The 22,807-nt window shown below is 69.9% G+C and carries 19 protein-coding genes and 2 pseudogenes; 11 read left to right on the top strand and 10 right to left on the bottom strand.

Annotated elements, in window-relative coordinates:
• Window positions 1–19 precede the first annotated feature (19 nt).
• The 4 genes from FRZ03_RS28885 to FRZ03_RS28900 form a co-directional block, all read right to left on the bottom strand.
• Complete coding sequence (locus tag FRZ03_RS28885) at window positions 20–1,381, bottom strand: FtsW/RodA/SpoVE family cell cycle protein (protein WP_146468046.1); 1,362 nt, start codon at window positions 1,379–1,381, stop codon at window positions 20–22.
• An 88-nt stretch (window positions 1,382–1,469) separates the two neighbouring features.
• On the bottom strand, window positions 1,470–2,717 hold the full coding sequence (locus FRZ03_RS28890; RefSeq protein ID WP_146468047.1) for a sensor histidine kinase: 1,248 nt from the start codon (window positions 2,715–2,717) through the stop codon (window positions 1,470–1,472).
• Window positions 2,714–3,445: a hypothetical protein gene (locus FRZ03_RS28895; protein ID WP_146468048.1), complete on the bottom strand. Its 732-nt coding sequence runs from the start codon at window positions 3,443–3,445 to the stop codon at window positions 2,714–2,716. The genes FRZ03_RS28890 and FRZ03_RS28895 overlap by 4 nt, the downstream gene beginning before the upstream one ends.
• 115 nt (window positions 3,446–3,560) lie before the next feature.
• Window positions 3,561–4,067, bottom strand: coding sequence for a protein-tyrosine phosphatase family protein (locus tag FRZ03_RS28900; protein ID WP_186785675.1), 507 nt, complete (start codon window positions 4,065–4,067; stop codon window positions 3,561–3,563).
• 99 nt (window positions 4,068–4,166) lie between these two features.
• Here FRZ03_RS28900 and FRZ03_RS28905 point away from each other — a divergent pair, with 99 nt between their 5' ends.
• Window positions 4,167–4,970, top strand: a complete 804-nt coding sequence (locus FRZ03_RS28905; protein ID WP_146468049.1) for a nuclease-related domain-containing protein — start codon at window positions 4,167–4,169, stop codon at window positions 4,968–4,970.
• Window positions 4,971–5,046: 76 nt separating this feature from the next.
• On the opposite strand, the gene ligD is transcribed toward FRZ03_RS28905, so the two are convergent.
• The gene (gene ligD, locus FRZ03_RS28910; RefSeq protein ID WP_146468050.1) at window positions 5,047–5,934 is read right to left on the bottom strand and encodes a non-homologous end-joining DNA ligase; all 888 of its coding nucleotides are present in this window, start codon (window positions 5,932–5,934) and stop codon (window positions 5,047–5,049) included.
• A 53-nt stretch (window positions 5,935–5,987) separates the two neighbouring features.
• On the opposite strand from ligD, the gene ku reads away from it, so the two are divergent.
• On the top strand, window positions 5,988–7,046 hold the full coding sequence (ku, locus tag FRZ03_RS28915) for a non-homologous end joining protein Ku (protein ID WP_146468051.1): 1,059 nt from the start codon (window positions 5,988–5,990) through the stop codon (window positions 7,044–7,046).
• 511 nt (window positions 7,047–7,557) lie between these two features.
• Here the strand turns inward: ku and FRZ03_RS28925 are convergent.
• Window positions 7,558–7,908: an SCO4225 family membrane protein gene (locus FRZ03_RS28925; protein WP_261399389.1), complete on the bottom strand. Its 351-nt coding sequence runs from the start codon at window positions 7,906–7,908 to the stop codon at window positions 7,558–7,560.
• Between the two features lie 257 nt (window positions 7,909–8,165).
• Between FRZ03_RS28925 and FRZ03_RS28935 the strand changes: the two genes are divergently transcribed.
• Window positions 8,166–8,639, top strand: a complete 474-nt coding sequence (locus FRZ03_RS28935) for an MmyB family transcriptional regulator (protein ID WP_146468052.1) — start codon at window positions 8,166–8,168, stop codon at window positions 8,637–8,639.
• A 67-nt stretch (window positions 8,640–8,706) separates the two neighbouring features.
• Here FRZ03_RS28935 and FRZ03_RS41330 read toward each other — a convergent pair.
• Window positions 8,707–9,444, bottom strand: a pseudogene (locus tag FRZ03_RS41330) (DUF2264 C-terminal domain-containing protein).
• A gap of 445 nt (window positions 9,445–9,889) precedes the next feature.
• Here FRZ03_RS41330 and FRZ03_RS28950 point away from each other — a divergent pair.
• The 8 genes and pseudogenes from FRZ03_RS28950 (at window position 9,890) to FRZ03_RS28980 (ending at window position 16,717) form a co-directional block, all read left to right on the top strand.
• Window positions 9,890–10,702 carry a hypothetical protein gene (locus FRZ03_RS28950; protein WP_146468055.1) on the top strand — a complete coding sequence of 271 codons (813 nt, stop codon included), beginning with the start codon at window positions 9,890–9,892 and terminating at the stop codon, window positions 10,700–10,702.
• Window positions 10,703–11,098: 396 nt separating this feature from the next.
• Window positions 11,099–11,422, top strand: coding sequence for a FeoA family protein (locus tag FRZ03_RS28955; RefSeq protein ID WP_146468056.1), 324 nt, complete (start codon window positions 11,099–11,101; stop codon window positions 11,420–11,422).
• Entirely contained in the window at window positions 11,419–13,365 is a 1,947-nt protein-coding gene (gene feoB / locus FRZ03_RS28960; RefSeq protein WP_146468057.1) for a ferrous iron transporter B, read from the top strand. Before FRZ03_RS28955 ends, feoB begins: the two co-directional genes overlap by 4 nt.
• Window positions 13,362–13,943, top strand: a complete 582-nt coding sequence (locus FRZ03_RS28965; protein WP_146468058.1) for a NifU family protein — start codon at window positions 13,362–13,364, stop codon at window positions 13,941–13,943. Before feoB ends, FRZ03_RS28965 begins: the two co-directional genes overlap by 4 nt.
• A 55-nt stretch (window positions 13,944–13,998) precedes the next feature.
• Window positions 13,999–14,436: pseudogene (locus FRZ03_RS41475) on the top strand (hypothetical protein); the annotation flags it as partial.
• A 43-nt stretch (window positions 14,437–14,479) separates the two neighbouring features.
• Window positions 14,480–15,220, top strand: a complete 741-nt coding sequence (locus FRZ03_RS28970) for an HNH endonuclease (protein ID WP_261399390.1) — start codon at window positions 14,480–14,482, stop codon at window positions 15,218–15,220.
• Window positions 15,217–16,038 carry an 8-oxoguanine DNA glycosylase OGG fold protein gene (locus FRZ03_RS28975; protein ID WP_146468059.1) on the top strand — a complete coding sequence of 274 codons (822 nt, stop codon included), beginning with the start codon at window positions 15,217–15,219 and terminating at the stop codon, window positions 16,036–16,038. The genes FRZ03_RS28970 and FRZ03_RS28975 overlap by 4 nt, the downstream gene beginning before the upstream one ends.
• 187 nt (window positions 16,039–16,225) lie before the next feature.
• A complete protein-coding gene (locus FRZ03_RS28980; RefSeq protein WP_261399391.1) occupies window positions 16,226–16,717 on the top strand; it encodes an SPW repeat protein in 492 nt (163 codons plus the stop codon).
• 196 nt (window positions 16,718–16,913) lie between these two features.
• On the opposite strand, the gene FRZ03_RS28985 is transcribed toward FRZ03_RS28980, so the two are convergent.
• The 3 genes from FRZ03_RS28985 to FRZ03_RS28995 form a co-directional block, all read right to left on the bottom strand.
• Window positions 16,914–17,369, bottom strand: a complete 456-nt coding sequence (locus FRZ03_RS28985; RefSeq protein WP_146468060.1) for a GNAT family N-acetyltransferase — start codon at window positions 17,367–17,369, stop codon at window positions 16,914–16,916.
• Window positions 17,370–17,907: 538 nt separating this feature from the next.
• Window positions 17,908–19,746, bottom strand: coding sequence for a DUF262 domain-containing protein (locus tag FRZ03_RS28990; RefSeq protein ID WP_146468061.1), 1,839 nt, complete (start codon window positions 19,744–19,746; stop codon window positions 17,908–17,910).
• A 224-nt stretch (window positions 19,747–19,970) separates the two neighbouring features.
• A complete protein-coding gene (locus tag FRZ03_RS28995) occupies window positions 19,971–22,778 on the bottom strand; it encodes a DNA methyltransferase (RefSeq protein WP_146468062.1) in 2,808 nt (935 codons plus the stop codon).
• Window positions 22,779–22,807: the final 29 nt, after the last annotated feature.

Below are 22,807 nucleotides of genomic sequence, written 5' to 3' on the forward strand. Positions count from 1 at the left end.
CCCATGCCCGCGTACTCGCTCACGGCGCCTCCGTGCCGTCGTACCGGCTGCGGGCCGAGTCGCTCACCCGGATCAGCAGGGCCACGATCGCCCAGTTGGTGACCACCGAGGAGCCGCCCTGGGCGAGGAACGGCATCGCCATGCCGGTCAGCGGGATCAGCCCGGTGACGCCGCCCGCGATCACGAACACCTGGAGCGCCAGGATCGAGGCCAGCCCGACCGCGAGCAGCCGCCCGAACGGCTCGCGCAGCGCGAGGGCGGCCCGGTAGCCGCGCTCCACCAGCAGCGCGTACAGCAGGATGATCGCGGCGAGCCCCGCGAGGCCCAGTTCCTCGCCCGCCGTGGCCAGGATGAAGTCCGACTTGGTGGCGAAGCCGATGAGCACCGAGTGCCCGAGGCCGAGCCCGGTGCCCAGCAGCCCGCCCGCGGCGAACGCGAACAGCGACTGGGACAGCTGGTTGGGGCCCCGTCCGGCCTCGATGGTGGCGAACGGGTGCAGCCAGTCCGCGATCCGGCCGCCCACGTGCGGCTCCACCCGGCCGACGGCGACGGCGCCCAGCACCGCCAGCAGCAGCCCCACCGCGATCCAGCCGGTGCGGCCGGTGGCGACGTACAGCAGCACCACGAACAGCCCGAAGAACAGCAGCGAGGTGCCGAGGTCCCGCTCCAGGACCAGCACCCCCACGCTGAGCAGCCAGATCGTCACGATCGGGCCGAGCACCCGCCCGGTCGGGAACTGCATCCGCCACACCCGGCGGCCGGTGTACGCCAGCGCGTTGCGGTTGGCGGCCAGATAGGCGGCGAAGAACACCGCGAGCAGCACCTTCGCGAACTCGCCCGGCTGGATGGAGAACCCGGCGACGCGGATCCAGATCCGGGCGCCGTTGACCGCGGGGAAGAGGATCGGCACCAGCAGCAGGACGAGCGCGGCGACCACGCACACGTACGCGTAGCGCTGGAGCACCCGGTGGTCGCGCAGCAGCAGCACGACGACGATGAACAGGGCCACCCCGAGCGTGGACCAGACCAGCTGGGCGGGGGCCGCGCGGTCGCCCGGCGTCTCCAGGTCCAGCCGGTAGATCAGCACCAGTCCGAGCCCGTTGAGCAGCACCCCGATCGGCAGCGGCAGCGGGTCCGCGTACGGCGCCCGCAGCCGTACGGCGAGATGGGCGACGAGGGCGAGCACCCCGAGCCCGGCCCCGTACGCGAGCGCCCCGGGCGGCACCCGCCCCGCCCGGGCCAGGCCCACGGCGCAGTAGCCGTACACCGACAGCGTGACCGCCAGCACGATCAGCGAGAGTTCGACGCCGCGGCGCCGGGAGAGGCGTACGACGGGCACGGGCGCCCGGGCCGTGGGCGCGGCGGTTCCGGCGTTGCTCATGCCGGGAACCTATCCAAAAGAGCCGGTGAGGTGATCAAACGCCACATCGGACACCGAAAGGAACCATTTCGGGCCCGATGAGCGGGCGCTAACGCGCGGCCACCGGCAGGATCAGCGTCGCCACCGCGCCCCCGTCCGGCGCGTTGCGGAACGACAGCCGCGCGCCCAGCACCTCCGCCTGCCCCACCGCGATCGTCAGCCCGAGCCCGTGCCCCCGTGCCCCGCCCTCCGTGCGGAACCGCTGGGGCCCGTGGGCCACGAGGTACCCGGGGTAGCCGCTCCCGTGGTCCCGCACCGTCACCACCGGCCCGTTGACCGACAGCACCACCGGGGGCGCCCCGTGCTTGTGCGCGTTGGCCACCAGGTTCCCCAGCACCCGCTCCAGGCGGCGCCGGTCGGTCTCCACCAGGACGTCGCGGACGACACGGATCTCGGTGTCCGTGCCCGAGGCCCGCACCACCCGCTTGGCCAGCGCCCCCAGCTCCTCCGCGTCCGCCTCCAGCCGCTCCCGGCCGGCGTCGAGACGGGAGATCTCCAGCAGGTCCTCGGTGAGCGTGCGCAGCGCGGCCACCCGGTCGCGCACCAGCTCCGTCGGCCGGCCCGGCGGCAGCAGCTCCGCCGCCGCGTGCAGCCCGGTGAGCGGGGTGCGCAGCTCGTGCGCCACGTCCGCGGTGAACCGCTGCTCGCTGAGCAGCTTGCCCTGGAGCGAGGCGGCCATCGAGTCCAGCGCGGCGGCGACCGCGGCCACCTCGTCCTGGGGCCGGGTCGGATCCTTGGTGCGCGGGTCGTCGACGCGCGCGTCCAGGTCGCCCGCGGTGATCCGGCGGGCCACCCGCGCGGTGCCGTGCAGCCGCCGGGTGACCCGGGACACGGCGAACACGCCGACCAGCACCGTCGCGCCGATGGCGAGCACGGAGGACCACAGGATCGAGGTGTCGAGCCCGGCGATGGTGCGGGACTGCTGCGAGTAGTCGATCTCCACGGCGAGCGCCCGGTGCCCGGAGACCGGCCCGGCCGCCCACATCGTCGGCCGCCCCCGGTGCGTGGAGACCATCGTGCCGCGCTGCCCGGAGACCGCGAGGGACCGCAGCGAGCCGGGCAGCCCCTGCGGGTCCACCCCGGCGTTCGGCAGCAGCGCGTCCCCGGCCTCGTAGGCGCGGGTGGCGTCCGCGAGCCGGGACAGGGCGAGCTCGCGCGCCTGCCCGACGGTCTGGTTGGTCACCGAGACGTGCACCAGCACACCGAGCAGCGCGGCCAGCGCACAGCACATCACGGTGATGAACACGGCCGCCTTCACGGCGAGGGGCCCGGCCCAGCGGGGCAGCAGCAGCCTCATGACGCGCTCGCGGAGGGCGTGAGGGAGGGCGACGGTGTCCGGTGGCGGGCCCGGCCGCCGCCGATGTGCAGGTACTCGTCGCGGGAGAACACCATCGCGCGCTGGCCCGGGTCCCACTCCCAGGTGGTGCGGTACTCGTAGCCGGAGATGTCGGCCGGGGAGCGCTCGATCAGCGCGCGGCCGGCCAGCTCCACGCCGGTGATCGCGTCGTTGTCGGCGAGCACCTGCACCAGGTGGTGCCCCTCGACGGTGTAGACCCGCACCGCCGTCTGGTTGGTCGGGTACAGCCGGAAGCCGAGCGTCAGATCGGGCCGGCCGTCCCCCGTGAGGTCCCGGTAGTACGGCTTCAGCAGCGGGCACCGCGCCCGGTCGCCGCCCGGCCGGCACTCCTTCATCCGGTCCGCCGTCGCGTGGTACGCCCCCTTCGACCCGTAGTCCGCCGTGTGCGCCCGCAGCTCCGCCTCGACGACGTCCACCGGATCGACCGCGCGTATGTCGTCGCCGGGGACGGTGAGCCCCTTGACGGTCTCCCGGGTGGACACGGCGTACGGATAGGCCGGGCTGGACGCCGGCCGCAGGTCGGGCCAGAGCCTCGCGGGGCTGTCGGCGGTCTGCGTCGGCCCGGCGCTCTTCAGCTCGCCGGCGTCCCCGCAGGCCGTCGCCGTCGCCGCCAGCAGGGCGACGGCGGCCACGGTGAGGGCGGTGCGCACAGGGCGGCGGACGGGCACGGTGCTCCTGGGACGATGGTTTCTCAGGTCAGTAGGCCAGTATGCACATAGATTCCAAGGAAGCCCCTTTTCGTCCGTTCTGTACGGCCGGGCCGAGGTGCGCGGGAGAGAGAGGCTACTCGGCCAGCTCCTCCAGCAGTCGCACGGTGTGCAGACCGGCGCGCAGATACGCCACGAACAGCTCGTTGTGCAGCGCCCACGCCGAGCGGCGGGCCCGGATCAGCCGGATGGCCTCGTCCACCGCCGCGCCCCGCTGGACCAGGGCGTGCGCCACGACCAGCCCCGAGCGGTTGTAGCCGTGGTAGCAGCGCACCAGCACCAGGCGGCCGGCGTCCAGCGACTCGTTCGCCGCCCGCGCCAGCCGGATCACCCCGGCGAGCTGGGTGCCGTCCAGCGGGCCGTCCGGTATCGGCCACACATGGTGCTCCACGCCCGGGTCGGGGCCGTACCCCGGAAGCCGCAGCAGCGTCTGCACCACATCGAACTCGTCCCGTACGACGGCCGTCTCCAGCCGCCCCGTACACGCCCGGTACTCGTGCCCGCCCATCCACAGGCCGGGCACGATCTCGTTCCACGGGCTCCGTGGAGCCGGCACGTCGGGCTGCATTCCGCGGGTCCGCAACGGCGCCTCCCCAACTCCCCTGCGCAGGGCCGGTCTCCACGGTAACCGGTCTTGCCCCGCACGTACCCGGCCTGTTCCCATGGTCGAGGGGTGATGCGCATGAGCGGACTGCGCGTGGTGCCGGCCCGCCGCGGCGGCCGGGAACGGCTGTACGTCTGCCGCCCGGACGGCGGCAACGTGGCCTGGTACGACCGGGACACCGGCCGGGTGAACCTGCTCGGCGAGGACGAGCGGGACCGCGTCCTCGAAGCCCTCGGACCCTTCCTCGCCGGCCCGGTGACCGTGGGCCCGCCCCCGGTTCCCACGCCCGCCGAACTCGCCCGGCTCAGCCTGCACCCGGACGACGACCTCGCGCCCAACCGCCCCGGCGAGGCCCTGCTGATCGCCCTCGACCGCGACCCCGGCCCCGCGCACCGGCTGCGCCCCGACCCGCGCCGCCGTGCCCTGCTGGCCGAGCAGACCGTCGGCGACGTCCTGGACGGCATGGAGGGCGCCGGCTGGCACACCCTGCACTCGCTGCCCCTGCCCGGCGGCGACCGCGTCCACCATCTGCTGATCGGCCCCGGCGGCCTGTTCGCCGTGCACGCCCTGTACGCCCGCGGGGCGCGGGTGCGCGTCGCCGACCCCATGGTCGCCGTGGGCCGGCGCCCGGCCGAGCCGCTGCTGCGCCTGCTGCGCGCCCAGGCCGACCGGGCCTCCTACGCCCTGACCGCCGAGGTCCGCCCGGTCCTCGTCCCGACCGCCCCGGCCGGGGTGACCCTGACCGCCGTGCCCCGGGGCGTGCGCGTCCTGCCCGACGAGGAGCTGGCGGGCCTGACCCGGCTGGGCGGCGTGCTGAAACCGGCGGACGTGGAGGCGCTGCACGCGATGGCGCGCGACCGGCGCACCTGGGAGAGGGTCTAGGGGTATCGGGGAAAGCCCGGTATCGGGGGAAGCCCCAGCGGTATCGGGGGAAGCCTCAGCGGTATCGGGGAAGGCCCTAGGGGAGGGGCGCGGCCCGGCTCCGGTCCAGCAGTGGGGCCAGCAGGTCGCCGTGGTCCGCCAGGCGCGGGGCGATGTCCCCGGCCCGGAACTCCAGCCGGGCCGGCGAGCGGCACTCGGCGACCTCGTCCCAGGTCACCGGCGTGGAGACCAGCGGGGCGTGGCGGGCGCGCACGGTGTAGGGGGTGGCCGTGGTCTTGCGGGCCGCGTTCTGGCTCCAGTCCACGAACACCTTCCCCGGCCGCAGGCTCCTGGTCATCCGGTGCACCACCAGCCGGGGCAGTGCCCGCTCCGCCTCCACCGCGAGCGCCTTGGCGTACTCGCTGGTGCGCTCCGAGGAGGCGCCGCGCACCGCCGCCAGCAGGTGCAGCCCCTTGGACCCGGCCGTCTTGGGGTGCGCCTCGATGCCGTCCGCCGCGAGCCGCTCGCGCAGCCACAGGGCGACCTCGCAGCACTGCACGACCGTCGCGGGCGTCCCCGGATCGAGGTCGAAGACCAGCCGGTCGGCCTCGTCCGGGGACTGCACCAGCCACTGGTGCGTGTGGAACTCGGTGACCAGGTTCGCCGCCCACACCAGGCTCGGCAGGTCCTGCACGACGACCATCCGGGCCGGAGCGTCCGCCGACGAGCGCGGCACCTCGGCGGTCATGACCCACTCGGGTGTGCCCGGCGGCACGTTCTTGGTGAAGAACACCTGGCCGTCGGGCCCGTCCGGGTAGCGCAGGAAGGACACCGCGCGGTCGCGCAGGTGCGGCAGCAGCGCGTCGGCGGTGGTCGCGTAGTAGTGCACCAGCTCGGCCTTGGTGAAGCCGGTCTCCGGATACAGCACCTTCTCCAGATTGCTCAGTGCCACCCGTCGCCCCGCCACCTCTGTGATAGGCGTCATACGATGACAATCCCAGACAAACCGCGATGCGTGGGAAAGGACGGGTGCGGCACGTGCGATCGATATGGAACGGCGCCATCTCCTTCGGGCTGGTCAGCATCCCGATCAAGCTGGTCAACGCGACCGAGAGCCACGCGATCTCCTTCCGCCAGATCCACACCGAGGACAACGGCCGCATCCGCTACCGCAAGGTGTGCGAGGTGGAGGACCGCGAGGTCAGCCAGTCCGAGATCGGCAAGGGGTACGAGGACGCGGACGGCACGATCATCCCGATCACCGACGAGGACCTGGCCCACCTGCCCATCCCCACCACCCGCACCATCGAGATCGTCGCGTTCCTGCCGGCCGACAGGATCGACCCGATCCAGATGGGCACCGCCTACTACCTGGCCGCCGCCGGAGCCCCCGCCGCCAAGCCGTACACCCTGCTGCGCGAGGCCCTGAAGCGCGGCGACAAGGTGGCCGTCGCCAAGTTCGCGCTGCGCGGCCGCGAGCGCCTGGGCATGCTCCGGATCGCCGACGAGGCGCTCGTCCTGCACGCCCTGCTCTGGCCGGACGAGGTACGGGCTCCCGAGGGCGTCGCCCCCGACGCGAACGTCACCATCCGCGACAAGGAGCTCGATCTCGCGGACGCCCTGATGGACACCCTCGGGGAGGTCGATCTGGAGGACCTGCGCGACGAGTACCGGGAGGCGCTGGAGGAGGTCATCGCCGCCAAGGCCGCCGGCGAGGCCCCGCCCGAAGCCCCCGCCCCCGCGGCCGGCGGGAAGGTCCTCGACCTGATGGCCGCCCTGGAGAACAGCGTCCGCGCCGCCCGCGCGTCCCGCGCGCCGGGGTCCGCGGGCGACGCCGAGGTCAGGTCCCTGCGGCGCGGTGGCGGCACTCCGAAGGAGACGGGCGCCAGGAAGTCCACGGCCGCGGCGAAGAAGACCGCCGCCAAGAAGACGGCCGCGGCGCGGAAGACGGCCGCCGAGCCGGCCCGCGCGTCGAAGAAGAGCACGGCGAAGTCGGCCACGGCGAAATCGGGCACGGCGAAATCGGGCAGGGCGAAGTCGGGCACGGGCAAGAAGGCCCAGGCGAAGAAGACGGCGTCCGGGAAGCGGCCGGCGTGAACACGGCCGGACGGCCGACGGCGGGGCGCGGACGCTCCGTCAGCGCTCCCCGGCCACCGGCACCCGCGCGCCCAGCACCCCTCGGCGCGCGGCCCCGCCCACAGCGCGGCCGGCAGCGGTTCGCGGAACCGGGCCGTCCCGTCGGCCACTTCGGCGGCCGAGCGGGCGCCGAGCGGCACCCCGGCGACGGCCGGGTGGCCGAGCGGGAACCGCGACGCGGCGCGGCGCGGCGGCACCCCGTGCCGGGCGCACACCTCCCGCACCCGCACCGCCCGCGCCACCGACTCCGGTGGCGCGGCGGCGTGGTCGTACATCGCGCCCGGCCCCGGTCCGGCCTGCAGACCGGAGTGGAACACCCCGCCCACGAGCACGCTGCGACCGCGCGCGGCGGCCTCGAACAGGCGGGCGGTGAGCGCGGAGGTGTCCGGCACGGGGCAGCGGCCCGCGCAGCACCACGTGGACATCGGTGTCCCGGAGGAACCCCGCTCGCCGGCCGGGGGAGCGCGCGTGCTCAGCCGGTGGAGCGCGCCCCCGGCGCCCGCAGCCTGCGGACGAGCAGGCCGAGCAGCGTGGCGTTGACCAGGCCGCACAGCGCCACGCCGGCGGAGAAGACCAGCGGGCTCAGCCAGGAGGGCAGGAAGTCCGGGAACGCCGGTGCGAAGAGGACGAAGCTGAGCGGGGCGGTGGCCATGAGCGGCCAGATCCCCGCGAACCCCGGGTCCGGCGACAGGTACACGGCGTACAGGAAGAACCCCAGCGCCACCGCGACCACGGCCAGGTACCCGCGGGCGAGCCAGTTGTCCACGGCGGGCGCCGGCAGGGCCTTCAGCGGCCCGCGCGGGGCGCGGGATCGGGGGGACACGTTCGGCATCGTGGTTCCTTCTGGTCGGTCGGGACTGCCGGTTCCCACGATGGATCGCACGGCACGCTCGGACATGAGTACGCGTACTCACCGGGACGGCGGCGCTGCCTATCCGGAGCCGGACGGGCACACGGACCCGTCACCGCTGCGCGGTGGGCCGTACCACGATCTCGTCGACGTCGACGTCGACGTCGACCTCGTCCGGCTGGGCGACGGCGTAGGCGAGGACGTCCGCGATCGCCGCGGGGTCCGGCGCCATGGCGTTCTGGCGGGCCGGCAGCGCGGCCCGCGCGTCGGGGTTCCCGCGCCTGCTCCGGCCGCGCCCGGCCTACATCATCGCGGGCGACCACGATGTGCTCAGCCGCAACGAGGCGGCCGGCGAACCGTTCCCGAACCTCGCCGCGACCCAGGAGCGGCCCGCCAACCTCGCCCGCCGGACCTTCCTCGAACCCGCGGCCCGGGAGATCGCCGTCGACCGGGAGCGGGAGGCACTCGCCCGGCTGCGGACCCTGGCCGCACGCCACCCGGGCGACCCCCACCACACACGGCTGATCGACGACCTGCACGCGGGCAGCGAGCAGGTGCGCGCCGGGTGGCCGCGGTACGACGTGCGGGTGCGCCAGGGCGGCCGCAAACCGCTGCGTCCCCCGGGACGCGAGCCGGCCGAGTTCGTCTACACCGCGTTCCACCTGGCCGAACAGCCGGAACTGACGCTGGTCGCCTACACCTGACACACCCGGGGCGGTCCGGCGCCCCGGTGTCACACGGACGGGCCGGGGCGGTCCGGCACCCCGGGCGTCACACGGACGGGCCAGGGCGGTCCGGCGCCCGTCCGTCGCGCAGCGCGCCGGGCAGACCGGGCAGCGCGCGCCAGTCGAGCCGCACCGGACGGCCGCCCCCGCCGTCGGCCGTGGCGCGCACGTCGGCCGCCAGCCAGTGGGTGCCCGGCGCAAGCGCGCCGCGCAGCATCGGCAGCGCGGTACGGGGCCACAGCAGATGGCCGTTCGGGTCGGGCCGCAGGACCTCGCCGACCCGCACGCCCGGCAAGTCCCCGATGGAGCCAGTGAGTTCACCGCAGGCGGCCCGCGCGCCGGAACCCTCGGCGTCCGTGCCGGCGCCGTCCGGAGGGACCGCGAAGCCGCCCTCGACGGCGTGCAGCGGACCGGGGGTGACCAGACGGTGGACGCGGACGTGCCGGCCGGCCCCCGCGGGCAGCAGCCGGGTGTCGACGGTGACATCGGGCCAGGGCAGCCAGCGGGCGTGCACTCTCTACGCGGTCACCGAGCGGGACACGCCGGCCACCCGGGACCGCCAGTGCAGGCCGTCGTCGCTGAGCAGCAGCGTGCTGTCCGGGCCCGCGGTCTCGGCGCCGAGCGGACCGGTGGCGACGGAGCACCCGAAGGCCGTCGAATACGCGAACTTGCCGTACTTCGCCGGTGCGTTGCGCACCCAGGTGTCGGCGGTGCAGGCGGGCGGCGCGGTGGTGTGCCCGCCGCCGTGCTGGACCAGCAGGCCCGCCCGGGGCTGCGGGTGCACGGCGTCCGCGGCGGGCAGCGGCTCCTCCTCGCCGGCCCAGAACGGGTACCCGGCGGGCAGCGCGAGCGGCAGAAACGCAGGTACGCCCAACGGGCGCTGTCGACACCGGACTTGTGTTCGGCCGCGTGCGGGGAGACGTCTCGGCTTAGTTAGTGTGATGAGCTGATCAATTGGTTACGATCGCTGCGTGTGTGCGGCTGACCTCACCCAGGGCATGGCGGATTCCGTGCCGGATACCGGTGTCCCGGCGAGGGTGCTCGTGTGCCCGGCGTACGGGAGCGCGGAATCACGAAGGCATTGGCGTGACACGCTCGAACAGGAAGTGGCCTTTGTCGACGCGCCGTTGACGAGATACCTGTCGCCTCGGCAACGCGACCAGCTCAGCCGCCTCCATCCAGCGGGGACGGCCCGCTTCTGGGGCGCCACCGCGACTCACGACAAGGCGATGTCCAAGGTGCGCACGGGTGACGTGGCGCTGTTCACCGGGGCGAAGAAGGTACGTGCCGTGGGCGAGGTCGGCGCCGTCTTCGTCAACGGCGAGGTCGCCGACGTGCTCTGGCCTCCGTCACCCGGCGGGAAGAGCTGGCACACGGTGTACAGCCTGCGCGACTTCGTACGGGCCGAGGTTCCGTACGAGGAACTGGCCGAACTGATCGGGTATGCCAAGAACTACGCATTTCCGGGCCAACTGGTACTGGAAGGCGACAAGGCCCGGGCCGTCATCGAAGGGCTGGGCATCACGACCAGGACCGAACTCGAGCGACTCGGGGCCGAGAGGCCACCTGCCCGCGACCCGCTTCCGTCCCAGCGCACCCGCCTGGAACAGCAGCACACCCCGATCGTCACCTTCGAGCGTGCGGCGTCGACGACCCTTTACCGGCGCGACGAACAGCCGTTGGTCACGGAGTACTGCGCCACCCTCGCCACCACTCCCGAACGCTTCCGCTCTCCCGTGGGCCTCTGTGACATCTATGTGCAGGACCCTGCCGGTGTGGAGGTGATCGAAGCGAAGAGCCGCACCGAGCACGCGTACGTCCGCGAGGCACTCTCCCAACTGCTGGACTACGCCCCCCACAGCCCCCGCCCCGTGGACCGACTCGCCGTACTGGTCCCTGCCCCCCTCGACGAGCGGGAGCTGCAACTGCTGCACCGGTACGGCGTCGACTGCATTCACCGGGTGTCCCCGGGGGTCTTCAGGCGCGTTCCGGCCCCGGACGACAGACGGCGCCTGATGAAGAGGGCGTGGACGGACAACTGAGTCCGTCCGCCGTCCTGTCTCCTCCGGAACGCGTCCGCGGCCGCCCCGCGATGCCGTGTCTTGTGCGCCGGCCGCCGGTGGACCGACGGCCGGCGCATGCTCTCCGACGGGCCGGCCACACCCGACCGGCGTCCCGGATCGCTGTACGCGGGACGGATCACCGAGCGACGCGCCAACCGCGGAAACGCCCAGGCCGACCGGCAATGCGCCATCGCCCCGCCAAACCCACCCCGCCTCGGCGCCTGGCCGTCGATCGGGCATGCCCGACACGCCCGCAGCCAAAGGCGCCGCAGACACGGCCCCCTCCGCGGTCACTATGAGACGAAGCCGATATTGTCCTTACCAGGGCAAAAGGTTAGCCTTCCCTAAGTTGATGAGGGTGATCCCGGTGTGAGGATGGCGATGGTCTCAGTGCAGTTGGGTACGCGCCGCAAGAGCGGTCCGTCCGGGCCGGTGGACTCCGCGCCGGTGGACTCCGGCCCGGACGCACGGCTTTCGGACCTGCGCCCCGGAACGAGCGGACGGATCACCGGCATCGAGGAGTCCGTCGAGCCGAGCACCGCACGGCGCCTGTTCGACCTGGGGTTCGCCCCCGGCGCCGAGGTCACCGTGCTGCGCCGGGCCCCGCTCGGCGACCCCGTCGTCTACCAGGTCGTGGAGTACGAGATCGCCCTGCGCAAGGAGCAGGCCGCCGGCATCCGGGTACGGCGCACCGCATGAGCGCGCACTGCGGCCCGACCGGGGCGGGGACCGGGACGATCACCGGCGGTACCCGGCTGGCCCTCGTCGGCAGCCCGAACTCGGGCAAGAGCACCCTGTTCAACGCCCTGACCGGCCTGCGCACCAAGACCGGCAACTACCCCGGCGTCACCGTCGCGCGCTACGAGGGAACCGCGCGCGTCGGCAAGCAGGAGGTGGTCATCGAGGACCTGCCCGGCACCTACAGCCTCGACCCGATCAGCCCGGACGAGCAGGTCGTCGCCGACGTCCTCGACCCGGACAATCCGGACCTCGGCACACCCGACGGCATCCTCGTCACCCTCGACGCGACCACCCTGCGCCGCTCCCTCGGCCTGCTCGCCCAGGTCATGCGGACCGGGCTGCCGATCTGCGTGGTCCTCACCTTCCGCGACGAACTGGCCCGCCGCGGCGGCACCCTCGACGTCGCCGCCCTCCGCCGCGCCCTGGGCGTACCGGTCGTCGCGGTGACGGGCGGTTCGCGCACCGACCTCGCCGAGCTGCAAGCAGCCCTGCCCGAGTCGGCCTCCTGGGAACGGCCGGTCCTCCCGCCGCCCACCGACCCGGCGCAGCGGCGGTCCTGGGTGGAGTCCGTGCTGCTGAGCGCCGGCTACGAGGTGCCGGAGGCCGACCAGCGCACCCGGCGCATCGACGCCGTACTGCTGCACCCGCTGTGGGGCACGCTGATCTTCTTCGCGACCATGTTCGCGTTCTTCCAGATCATCTTCACCGTGGCGACACCGCTCCAGGACGCGGTGCAGAGCGTCTTCGACCGGCTCGGCACCCTGGTCACCGAATACGTCTCGAACCCCCTGCTCGCCGGCTTCCTCGGCAACGCGCTGATCGGCGGCCTGGGCAGCGTCGTGGTCTTCCTGCCGCAGATCGCCCTGCTGTTCCTCATGATCTCGCTGCTCGAAGGCAGCGGCTATCTCTCCCGCGCGGCCTTCCTCATGGACCGGCTCATGGCCAGGGCCGGGCTGGAGGGCCGGGCGTTCGTCGCCCTGCTCTCCTCCCTCGCCTGTGCCATCCCCGGCATCATGGCCACCCGTTCCCTGCCGTCCGCCAAGGACCGGTTCGCGACCATGATGGGCGCGCCGCTGATGACCTGCTCGGCGCGGCTGACGGTCTACGTGCTGCTCACCGGCCTGCTGGTGAGCCCCGGTGCCAGGGTCGGCCCGTTCGGCGCCCAGGGCGTCGTCATGTTCGCCCTGTACCTGGTCGGCGCGCTCTCGGCCATGGCCACGGCCTGGGTCTTCAAACGGTTCAGCAGCCGGGGCGGCCCGGTGCTGCCGTTCTACATGGAGATGCCGTCCTACCGCCTGCCCCGGCGGCGCTCGGTGGCCGACGCCATCTGGAGCGCGTGCAAGGGCTTCCTCGCCAAGGTCGGCCGCATCATCCTCGTCGTCACCGTCGGCCTGTGGCTCCTCCTCAGCCTGCCCCTGCACAGCGACGCGCAGCTGCGCTCCGCCGGCGTCGACCCGGCCGACCGGACCGCGGTCTCGGCCTACGAGGTCGACCACAGCTACGCCGCGGACATCGGCCATGCCATCGAACCCGTCTTCGAGCCCCTCGGCTTCGACTGGCGCATCAACGTCGGCGTGCTGGGCTCGCTGTCCGCCCGCGAGGTCTTCGTCGCCACCCTCGGCCAGGTCGCCGCGGCCCAGAACCCCGACCAGCCGACCGAGGCCCTGACCCAGATGACCTACACGGACGGCCCCCACCAGGGACAGAAGCTGTTCACCCCGGCCACGACGGCCGCGCTGCTGGTCTTCTTCCTCTACGCGCTCCAGTGCATGTCGACCATCGGCGTCATGCGCCGCGAGACCGGCTCCTGGAAATGGCCGGCGGTCGCCTTCGGCTACATGTTCGTCCTGGCCTGGACGATGGCCTTCCTGACCCACACCGTCGTGGGCGCCCTGACATGACCACCATCCCCATGCACCCCGAACCCACGACCGACCCCCGGACGGTCCGCTGGGTCATCCCCGCCGGGACCCTCCCCCTCGTCGGCCCGATCACCGACGCCCCGGCCGACCTCGGCACGATGCTGCGCTCCGGCCCCGTCGCCGCCATCGAGGTGGAGACCCAGGCCGTCCTGATCCGTCTCGCCGCCGACCACACCTGGCCCACCGCCGGTCCCCGAGTCCGCGACGCCCTCGCCACCGCACTGGAACACCCCCACGAGTGGCGACCGGCCACCGCCCTCACCGAGGATGACCTCCTCCACGCCGCCCTCCAGGACGTCCTGAACGGCCCGGCCGGCGACTACATCCGCTCCCACGGCGGCGAGGCCACCATCGTCTCCGCCCGCGACCGCCGGGCCGAGGTACGCCTCTCGGGCACCTGCACCCACTGCCCGGCCGCGGACTTCACCCTGCACTCCCGCCTGGAAACGGAACTGCGAAAGCGCTTCCCCGCCCTCCTCGAACTCCACGCCACGGAACAACCGGGACGACGGCGGCCCGGACCTACGTGGTTGCCGCTGCGACGGCGGGGGGCGTGAGCGGGCACCCCGTTTGCCGTGTGGATTGTCGTACTGTCCGACTAGCCTTCCGCGCATGGGGCTTGGGGACATCGAGTACGACAACATCATCGCGGCGACCGAGGAGTTCCGCCGCCGGGGCCGGGACAACTTCCTCCAGACGTACGGCTTCGGACGAGCCAGGTCGTACGAGCTGGTCCTGGACGGCATGCGCTACGACTCGAAGGCCATCGCCGGAGTCGCCCACGGGCACGCCACCGGCCACTTCCTGACCGCGGGAGACTTCAGCGGCGGCGCGGCCACGGTGGCGCGACGCCTGCGCGAACTCGGCTTCGTGGTCGAGTCGGGGGAGACACCCCGTCACCGTGCGACCCTCCTGGAGCGCCTCCGGAAACTGAAGGTCTCACGCGGCCCGGGAAACCCGGCACCCAGCCGCCACCAGCCGTTGAGCCTCCTGTGGGCCATATCCCGCGCGGCCGACGAGCGACCCCGCCTGACCCCGTGGCCCCAGTTCCGCGACGAAGTAGGCCCAGTCCTGGTCGAGTTCGGTCTCCCCAATGCGAAGGCCGGTCCAGGGCATACCGGCCGAGCTGACCGAGGCCATGCCGAAGCTCGGCATCCTCGACGCGCACCACCCCCGGGCCGGATTCAAGGAAGAGTTCGCCGGCCTCCTCCACGACCCGGTGACCCGCCTCGACGCCATCGCCACGCTCTGCGAGACGTATCTCCGGGACGTCGACCGCCAGACCCTCCTGGCGCGCCTGGGCCTGGCCGGATACACCACGGCCGGCGGCCTGGCGAGCCTGCCGGAGGACGAGAACACCGGTACCGGCACGGCCGACCACACCCGGGCGACCGGCCCCGCCCCCCGCCGTGACACCACCCGTTCCGTCATCGTCCGCGACGCCGCCCTGGTCAGGAAGGTCAAGGAACTGGAGGGCGACCGGTGCCAGATCTGCGGCACGGCCCTGCGCCACCTGAACCGCCCGTACAGCCAGGCGGCCCACATCAGAGGCCTCGGCAGCCCCCACCACGGCCCCGACGAACTGCAGAACCTCCTGTGCCTCTGCGCCAACTGCCATGTCCTCTTCGACGGCTTGGAGATCCACGTCGACCCCGACGGCCTGGTCAGGGGAACAAGAGACACCAGAATCCCCCACCCGCTCCGCCGCGCCCCCAGCCATCCGATCGACGAGGCGCACCTCGCGTACCACCGCAACCTGTGCCGCCTCAACGCCGGCGAGCCTGCCGCCGACCGACTTGACTTCCCGCAGCAGACGCCCGGGGGGCTCACGTGAGGTTCCGCCAAGAACTGGCAGACGAACTGGACGAGGCGCTCCTCGCACAGCCGCTGCCCGCGGACGCCGTGGCCTCACTGGCCCGCTGGCTGGCCGACCCCGACAGAGGCAGGCGGTACGCGCAGGGCACCGGGGCCCACGGCATCGACTACCTCCCGTCGAGCTGGACGGCCGTCGAGCCCTGGCCGGCCTCACTCGCCGACCGGTCGGTGCCCGGGCCGCGCACGGTGACCCGGGGCGACGTGACGGCCGTGGCGCAGGCCGCGTCGCGGTCGGGAAACTGGGCCGAGGCCTTCGTCGCGAGCCAGGTGTGGGGCTACGGACGCAGGGGCTACGGCCCGGGCCGCACGAGAACGGTGCTCGACCACTCCTCGGACGGACAGGTCTTCACGTGCGCGGTGTCCCTGCTACGCCGCGAAGGCGCAGTCGTGGCGTACGAGAAGCTGAACAGGGTGCACCGGCTCGGCCCCGCCTTCCTCACCAAGTTCCTCTACTTCGCGGGCCTGGTCCTGCCGGAGGCCAAGGGACTGCCCCCGCTGATCCTCGACGTGCGGCTAGCCCGAGTCCTCCGCCGCCACGCCACGCATGTCGGCCACGACGCGGGCCACGACTGGGCCGCCCCGATCGCCGCACGGATCTGGCGCGACGGCGGCTGGACCTCCCACCGGTACGACGTCTACCTGCAGTGGATGCACGCGATCAACGGCCAACTCACCGCCGCGGTGAACGGCTGGCCGGCATCCTCGGACATCCTGGAACTGGCCCTCTTCGACGGCGCCTGGACCCCGACGGACCGGCCGCCAGGCGCTGCACGGTGAGCAGGACACCTCCCGGCCCCTGCGTAAGAGCCGGGCGGAGGCGAAGCGAGTACTCACAGTGCTCAAGCGCTACTTACCGCACGTCGAGTGCCCGCCATCGATTCTTCAAGCCGTCGCTGTTACTGCATGCCTTCTGGGTACCCGCCGGGCGAACCGCACGAAAGCAGACATTCCGGAGGTGATTGGCATGGCGACCGCTCCCCGGTCCGACATGGCAACCCATCCTGACATCATCGAAATGCGCGAACGTCACGAGATGGCCGAGCGCAGCGCGAGCACCCCGAAGGCCCAGGGCATGGAGACCATGGCCCTCCTCGCCGGGCTGTACCTCGCGGCCTCGCCATGGATCACGGGCTTCAACGGCCTGTCCACCCTGGCGGTCAACAACCTGATCGTCGGCATCGCTTACGCACTGCTCATGAGCGGTGGCTTCGGCCGGGCCTACGAGCGCGTGCACAGCATGGCGTGGGCCGCCTGCGCGCTGAGTGTGTGGACGATCATCGCCCCGTGGGTCGTCGCCGGTAACGTCGCCACGACGAAGACCATCATCAACAACGTCGTCATCGGCGCCATAGGCCTGCTGGTAGCCCTGATGGCCGCCTCCATCGGCCGCCCGACCGACCGGCGCCGGGGAACCTCCGGCCGCATGTCCGCACCCTATGAGGGAGGCCGCAGCTGACCGGACGCGTCGCGCCCCGCCCTTGAGGAAAGCCGGGCGGGGCCGGCGTCGCCGTTCCGCCGGAGAATCCGATCGGCGCCTGGCGGCAGCGATTCCGAGTCCCGCTCAAGGTGCCCCAGGATCGCATCGACAGCCACACGGCCACTCCGAGCGGTGTGGCGGATCGATGGAAGGCAGAAAACTGCCAACCGTAATTTCACTGAGTGGGGAAGACGAGCCGCAGAACGATCTCGCCGTCGTCGATCTCCCCTGTGGGTTCGAACCCGAACTTCTGGTAGAAGGGCCACGGTTCGCCGTCGCCGGGATCGTAGCTGGTCAGCAGCTCGCCGGCCCCGTCCGCGCGGACCAGGGCGGCGATCTGCGTGAGCGTCTCCCGGCCGATCCCTCGCCTCTGATAGTGCTTGTCGACGAGGAGGCGCCAGATGAAATGCCGCCCGTTGTATGGACCAGCCGGCGGCTTCCACGACAACATCACGAAGCCGACTGGCTCGTCACCGAGGTACACCGCGCGGTACCAGGGATTGGCCTCCGGGCTCTGTTCCGCCTGCTTGAGCGACTTGGACACGGACGCGACGAACTGCTTCTGATCGCGTCGGACACGAAGGGCACGAACGGCATCCCGGTTGGCGTCGGTGATCTCCCGCAGGTGCACACCCGGAGCCCTCATGGCCACACCCCTTCCAGCATGCGCCGGCCACGCCGTCGGGGCCGACGCGAAGAACCGCCGCCGCGCGGCAGAACGCTTCGCAGCGTATTCGGCACCGGGGGGTCGGCACGGGACCGGCACGCCGGGCTACGCTCGCTCCGAAACGGCTGCCGTGACCTGGGCGGAAGCGCTCAGAGTCGGTCAATAGTCCCCAGCCCCGGCATACGCCCACTCCGCGCGACACAGCCTGCACACAACCGAAGATCCCGCCCCAGCGGGAGCGCTGGGGCCGGGATCTCCGGGCAGGATTCGAAGCTGCGCACGCGGCTCCGGAGGCCCCTTCACTCAAGGTCATCGCAGCAGGTCACCCGCGTATCTAGCTTCAGCGCACGTCGATCCGTCCACAGCTAGTCCACGGACGCCACCCCTCACATCGTGAGCCGGGTCACCTCGGCGTGTATCCACCCGACGTCCCAGTCCGTGGCTGAATGATCAGCCTGGTCTCGCCAGCCACTGACCCAGTCGTGGATCCCGGAAGCAGGGCTCATAGATCGTCGGTGTCATCCGCGACGTCGAGGCTGATCCCCGGGCCATGGGCAGTCGGTTCGTCGTCCAGGATGGCTTTGCCCATTGCAGCCGAAATACTGCGGAGCAGCGCAGTCCTGCGAGCGGCGAAGAACCCATCGAAGTCGTCGGTAGCCATGAGTTCCGGTTGGGCTAGGTGGGAGCGAATACGCTCGGCCACACCTTCGTGGGGCGTTTCAGCGGTCTTAACCAATCGAAGGAGGTAGTCGGAGGGAGCCGCACCACCGATGATTCGATTAGTGCGGGCAGTCAACGGCGTCTTGTTGATGATCGAGTTGTAGTCAGTGGGCGGGTATCCGGCCTTGTCGCACCAAGCCTTGGGGAAGATGTGGTGGATATCGATGGACTCGTCAAAGTAACCCGTGACCTCGGCTTTTTCCCCTGTGCGCCAATCCACGGCCCCCGCTTTGAGGAGCAGGGCGTAAATTCCCTTGTAAGCGGCGCTGTTACGGGTGCGAAGGGTCAGCAGGCGACCGGGGGCGAACTGGGCCGCCGTGACGGTCCGGGGCTCGACCGTACCCCCGCGGATCCAGTCCACGACGTCCGGCAGGTCTTGACTGAACCGGGTTTCGGTCGAACCGCCATAGAGCTCCCCGAACACACCGCACCAGTACCAGCGCGCGAGCTTATGCTGGGCTCCGGCGCTCTGCGCGGCGTCCCCGGACAGAGCCAGGATCGCGGCGAGCGGTATCAACTGGGTCCCGTAAGGCAGGAATTTCGTATCGAAGAGGTACTGCTGGTGCAGAAACTTTGCTGCTGCCTTGAATCCAGCGATGACGGCTGGCGCGAAGCGTACGTAGTCCTCTAGCGAGAGGGCGAGCATGTCCTTGCGTTTGCAGCCGATGCGCGGCAGACGCTCTTCCTCCACCCCCCTTTCGGCCTCGTGCCGGCGCCGCTCAGCCGTGGCCAGCAGGGTGACCGCCTGGAGGAAGTCAGTGTTGGAGACCTCGCGAAGGATGCGGTACTCAGGTGCCTTCCAGGCAGAGCGGCACTCTCGCTCCCAGTGGCTGCGTAGATCGAACTCATCTGCCGCGTAGGTGGCTGTCAGCAGCTCGAAGACGGTCAGGGTGACCCCGCCGGTGTTGACCTTCTCGAACACTTGGCACACAGCTTGGCGCGGGGTGGCCTGCCCCAGTTCGATGACCGGCACATGGTAGCGATCGAAAGGTCGGACAAATGCCTCGTTGAACTCGCGCCAAAGTCGCCTTTTTTCCTTGTCGCCGTCCCAATAGTCGGTGAACTCGTAACCCCAGTCGCCGCCGTCGAAAACCGCCTGAAGCGGGAAGAGATGTGCTTCGTACTCGCGCTCGGGAGTCGAGTAGTCCTCGACGACTTGACCCCGGAAGTTGAGCACCTGGCGCGATTCGGGCACAAAACGGATGGCGTCTTCGCGGTCGCCGTTCTCGTCGAGTGCCTGAACCATGTCGACGTAGAACCAGCCAGATACCTGTTGCTTGCGCAAGTCCTGTGTGACCACCGGTCCTTTCAACTTCAGGGCCTGGAAAAGCGACGTCAGTCGCTGCTGTCCGTCGAGCACGAGCGTGTCAGGCTCCGGATCACCGACTGGGGCAGCCCCTTCGATCGGCCGATACTTGAACCGAACGTCGCCACCCGCCCTGAGCAACATAACGGTGCCGACGGGATAGCTCAGCGAGATCGATGCCAGAAGGCTGGCAATGTTCGGGTATGGCCACACCCAGCCCCGTTGGAACTCGGGCAGTTGGGCCTTGCCGACCTCAACCTGCTGCAGTAGATCGCGCAGCGGGCGCTTGTCGATGCTGAACGCTTCGTCGGCCACATCGGCTCCTTAGGGCAGCCGGTCACCCTGGTGGGCACCTGAGCTGGCTATCTGTTGGCATGCCCAAATTACTAGATGACACAGCGACAAGTGCTAGAGATCTCCCAGAATCTGACCAGCAGCCACAGAAGGGCACGGCCCTCACGGGGACTGAAGGAAGCTCGGCCCGTCCACAGACGGTCCATGCCCTGCCGATGCCGCGAGTGGAGTTGACGAGCGTCTTTTCAGGTTCGCGCGGCTCGCCGGCGCCGACCAATCGGCTCGGCTTTCACGAGGTGCCCGACCAAGGCCTCGTAGGCTGGAAACAGAATGTTCATGCGGTCGGTGACGGAGGATGGGCGGCTTCGGGGCGCGAAGATGCGGTCCATCACGCGATCGAGGGTTTGGTGGGCGGTCTGAATGTTGGGTGGTGTGGACAAAGGATCGTAGAGGTCCGCGAGAGGCACGTCTAGGTGGCTCTCGCGCGCTGCGATTACTTCCCTACCGGCCGCGATGATGTCACCCCTTTGGCGATCGGTCAGTTCCGGCAGTGGAAAGGTGTTGTAGACAACCGCACCTGAGAAACGGAAATCACTTTTGATTCGCCCGCCGACGGATCCCAGCCAGGCAGTGAACATCCCGGAAGAAAGAACGGCGAACAGCAGACCATCAGGGTCACTTGCGGTGAAGAGGGCGTCCGACGCGATGACTTGGGGTTCTTCGAAAGCCACCGTGAACCAGCGACGAGTGTGCGACACGTGACGCGGGATGGCGATATAGGGAGTTTGCGGTTGCGGGGTACGGAAAAAGCGCCAAGGCGTCGCGGCTTGTTTGCGGGTGTCGGCTGCCGAGCTATCTTGCCTAAACTTTTGAACCGCAGCTAGCCGGTTCCTAAGCCACGGCGACCGTCGAACGGTGTCCGCATCGGGGGCTTCCATCCAGATGCACCATCGCTGTTCCCCGTGGAGCAGCTCCCGGGCCCCTAGATAAGGTCGCAGGTACTTGGTGGCCGGGTCGTCGTTGGCCGGTTTGTCTGTTTCTTCAACGATGAGGTAACCGCCGTCGCTGGGCTTGTTGCCGTATTGAACGGGGGGCAGAGACGGGGACAACGGGGAGTTGGCAGCCTCGACCAGGATGTCCGGTGCGGCGAGCAAGTAAGGGTTGATGTGCGGGACCTGCTCAACGACCGGCTCCTCGGAGGACCTGGGATAGTCGTAGATGACGGTTCGAGTCTGTCGTTCCCTAGAAGAGAACCCAACGATTACCACATGCACGATGGCCTTGCCGCGAGCTTCGGAAATCCATTTGAACGTGCGATGAGCAAAATCAATTTTCATGCCCTTGTTGAGCATGAACCGCCATACTCGCGCGATCTGTTCGCCTTGAGTGATTGAGTTAGTCGAGACAAACGCGGCCCGGGCGTGGGTGTCAGCGATGTAATCCGCTGCCAGCCTGTACCAGCCAGTCACGTAATCTAGCCACCGCGAGTAAGAGTTTCCCCAGACATGCTTCAAGTCTGCTGTCTGGTCGGCCGCTCGGGTCTTCTGTCCTGCGAACGGCGGATTTCCGAACACATAGTCGCATTCACTGGAAGGCAGGACTGAGTGCCAGTCCTCGCGTAGGGCATTTCCAATGCTGATGTTAACAGTTGCAGGGATCGGGAAGCGCATAAAGTGCTCACCGAACTCGATACTGACCCGTCGATTCTCCAGGTGGTCCATGAGGTATAGAGCCGTCCGCGCGATGCGAGCCGGAAACTCCTCAAGCTCAATGCCGTAGAAGTGGTCCACCGTGACCTTACACAAGAGGGATAGATCTGCAGCCCTCTGTCCCGCAAGAGTGCGGCGTTCCTTCTCGGCGATCTTGCGGAGACAAATGGTCTCCAGTCTGCGGATCTCCCGGTAGGAGATGACCAAAAAGTTCCCGCATCCGCATGCCGGGTCGAAAAACTTCAAATTCGCGAGCTTACTGTGAAACGCGCGCAGTTTTGGCAGTGTGGAGGTCGATTCCAGCTCGGCCTCTAGTTCGTCGAGGAATAGCGGCCGAATTGTGCGGAGGATGTCACGCTCTGTTGTGTAATGGGCTCCCAGCTGTCGACGTTCTTTTGGTGACATGACATTCTGGAAGAGGCTGCCAAAGATAGCGGGGGAAATGATTGACCAGTCGAACGAACAAGCTTCCAAGATTGCACGCCGCACCTCGGCATTGCCGGTCACTGGCCACAAATCGCGAGCGAAGAGATCGCCGTTGATGTAGGTAAACTGCCGGAGGTCTTCATCGAGGTTACCCGGGCGGTCGTCCGGCGCAGTATTCAAGACCCTGTAAATGCGGCCTATCACATCGCCGAGATCGTGCCCATCGGGAGCCGTATGAAGGGCAAGATAGGATTGAAAGGCTCGACGGTCCCACACTCCGGCATCGTCGGCGAACAGGCAAAACAGGAGTCGGGTTATCCATTCTCGGCTGTCACCCGTGGGGTATCCAGACGAGACTAGAGCGTCATAAACGTCAGCGAGGAGCTGAGTGGCTGTCAGGTTGGCGGCCACTTCATCGCCGTAGTCACGATGCGGAACCTGATACCCGGCGAGCCACCAGAATAGTTCTAGATGATCAGGCAGGTCTTGCAGAGCGAACGTTCCCGAGGCGCCACTCTCCAAGTTGTGCCACTTAAAGTGGCTAAAGTCAGAAACGATCAGTAGCCACGGATGTTCAGCCTGTGGAAGTGACGGCAAGTAGTCGATCAGTTGGTCCATGGCCGTGTCGAGGGACTTGCCGGCAGATTTCTGTTCGACACCCATCTCGCCTGGGACGAGGAGATCGAGCCAGCCTTTGCGTCCTGTGGACGCTCGCTGGGCAATCCGCTCGTAGATGGCGACCTGTCGGCGCTCGATGCCGAACACCTGAAAGAACGCATCCCAAAAGGGCTGTTTGTCCGCATGTTCGGAAGTCGTGCCAGCCCAGGCTGCCGCGAAGCGCCTAGCGCGCTGCCGGATCTCCGACTTGTCCAACGTCACGACGGCGTTTCCCGTCGAGCTAGCAGCCCCGAGCGTCATGTCGGCACTTTAGCTGGCGGGTCAACTCG

Origin of the sequence: Streptomyces misionensis (genome assembly GCF_007896895.1) — a bacterium.
GTDB lineage: Bacteria > Actinomycetota > Actinomycetes > Streptomycetales > Streptomycetaceae > Streptomyces > Streptomyces misionensis_A.

What these genes read in the sequence shown, in the direction of transcription:
- FRZ03_RS28885 (WP_146468046.1), bottom strand. Translation starts at nt 1,381, where the DNA reads ATGAGCAACGCCGGAACCGCCGCGCCCACGGCCCGGGCGCCCGTGCCC.
- FRZ03_RS28890 (WP_146468047.1), bottom strand. Translation starts at nt 2,717, where the DNA reads ATGAGGCTGCTGCTGCCCCGCTGGGCCGGGCCCCTCGCCGTGAAGGCG.
- FRZ03_RS28905 (WP_146468049.1), top strand. Translation starts at nt 4,167, where the DNA reads ATGAGCGGACTGCGCGTGGTGCCGGCCCGCCGCGGCGGCCGGGAACGG.
- ligD (WP_146468050.1), bottom strand. Translation starts at nt 5,934, where the DNA reads ATGACGCCTATCACAGAGGTGGCGGGGCGACGGGTGGCACTGAGCAAT.
- FRZ03_RS28935 (WP_146468052.1), top strand. Translation starts at nt 8,166, where the DNA reads ATGGCGTTCTGGCGGGCCGGCAGCGCGGCCCGCGCGTCGGGGTTCCCG.
- FRZ03_RS28950 (WP_146468055.1), top strand. Translation starts at nt 9,890, where the DNA reads ATGTCCAAGGTGCGCACGGGTGACGTGGCGCTGTTCACCGGGGCGAAG.
- FRZ03_RS28955 (WP_146468056.1), top strand. Translation starts at nt 11,099, where the DNA reads ATGGCGATGGTCTCAGTGCAGTTGGGTACGCGCCGCAAGAGCGGTCCG.
- feoB (WP_146468057.1), top strand. Translation starts at nt 11,419, where the DNA reads ATGAGCGCGCACTGCGGCCCGACCGGGGCGGGGACCGGGACGATCACC.
- FRZ03_RS28965 (WP_146468058.1), top strand. Translation starts at nt 13,362, where the DNA reads ATGACCACCATCCCCATGCACCCCGAACCCACGACCGACCCCCGGACG.
- FRZ03_RS28970 (WP_261399390.1), top strand. Translation starts at nt 14,480, where the DNA reads ATGCGAAGGCCGGTCCAGGGCATACCGGCCGAGCTGACCGAGGCCATG.
- FRZ03_RS28980 (WP_261399391.1), top strand. Translation starts at nt 16,226, where the DNA reads ATGGCGACCGCTCCCCGGTCCGACATGGCAACCCATCCTGACATCATC.
- FRZ03_RS28995 (WP_146468062.1), bottom strand. Translation starts at nt 22,778, where the DNA reads ATGACGCTCGGGGCTGCTAGCTCGACGGGAAACGCCGTCGTGACGTTG.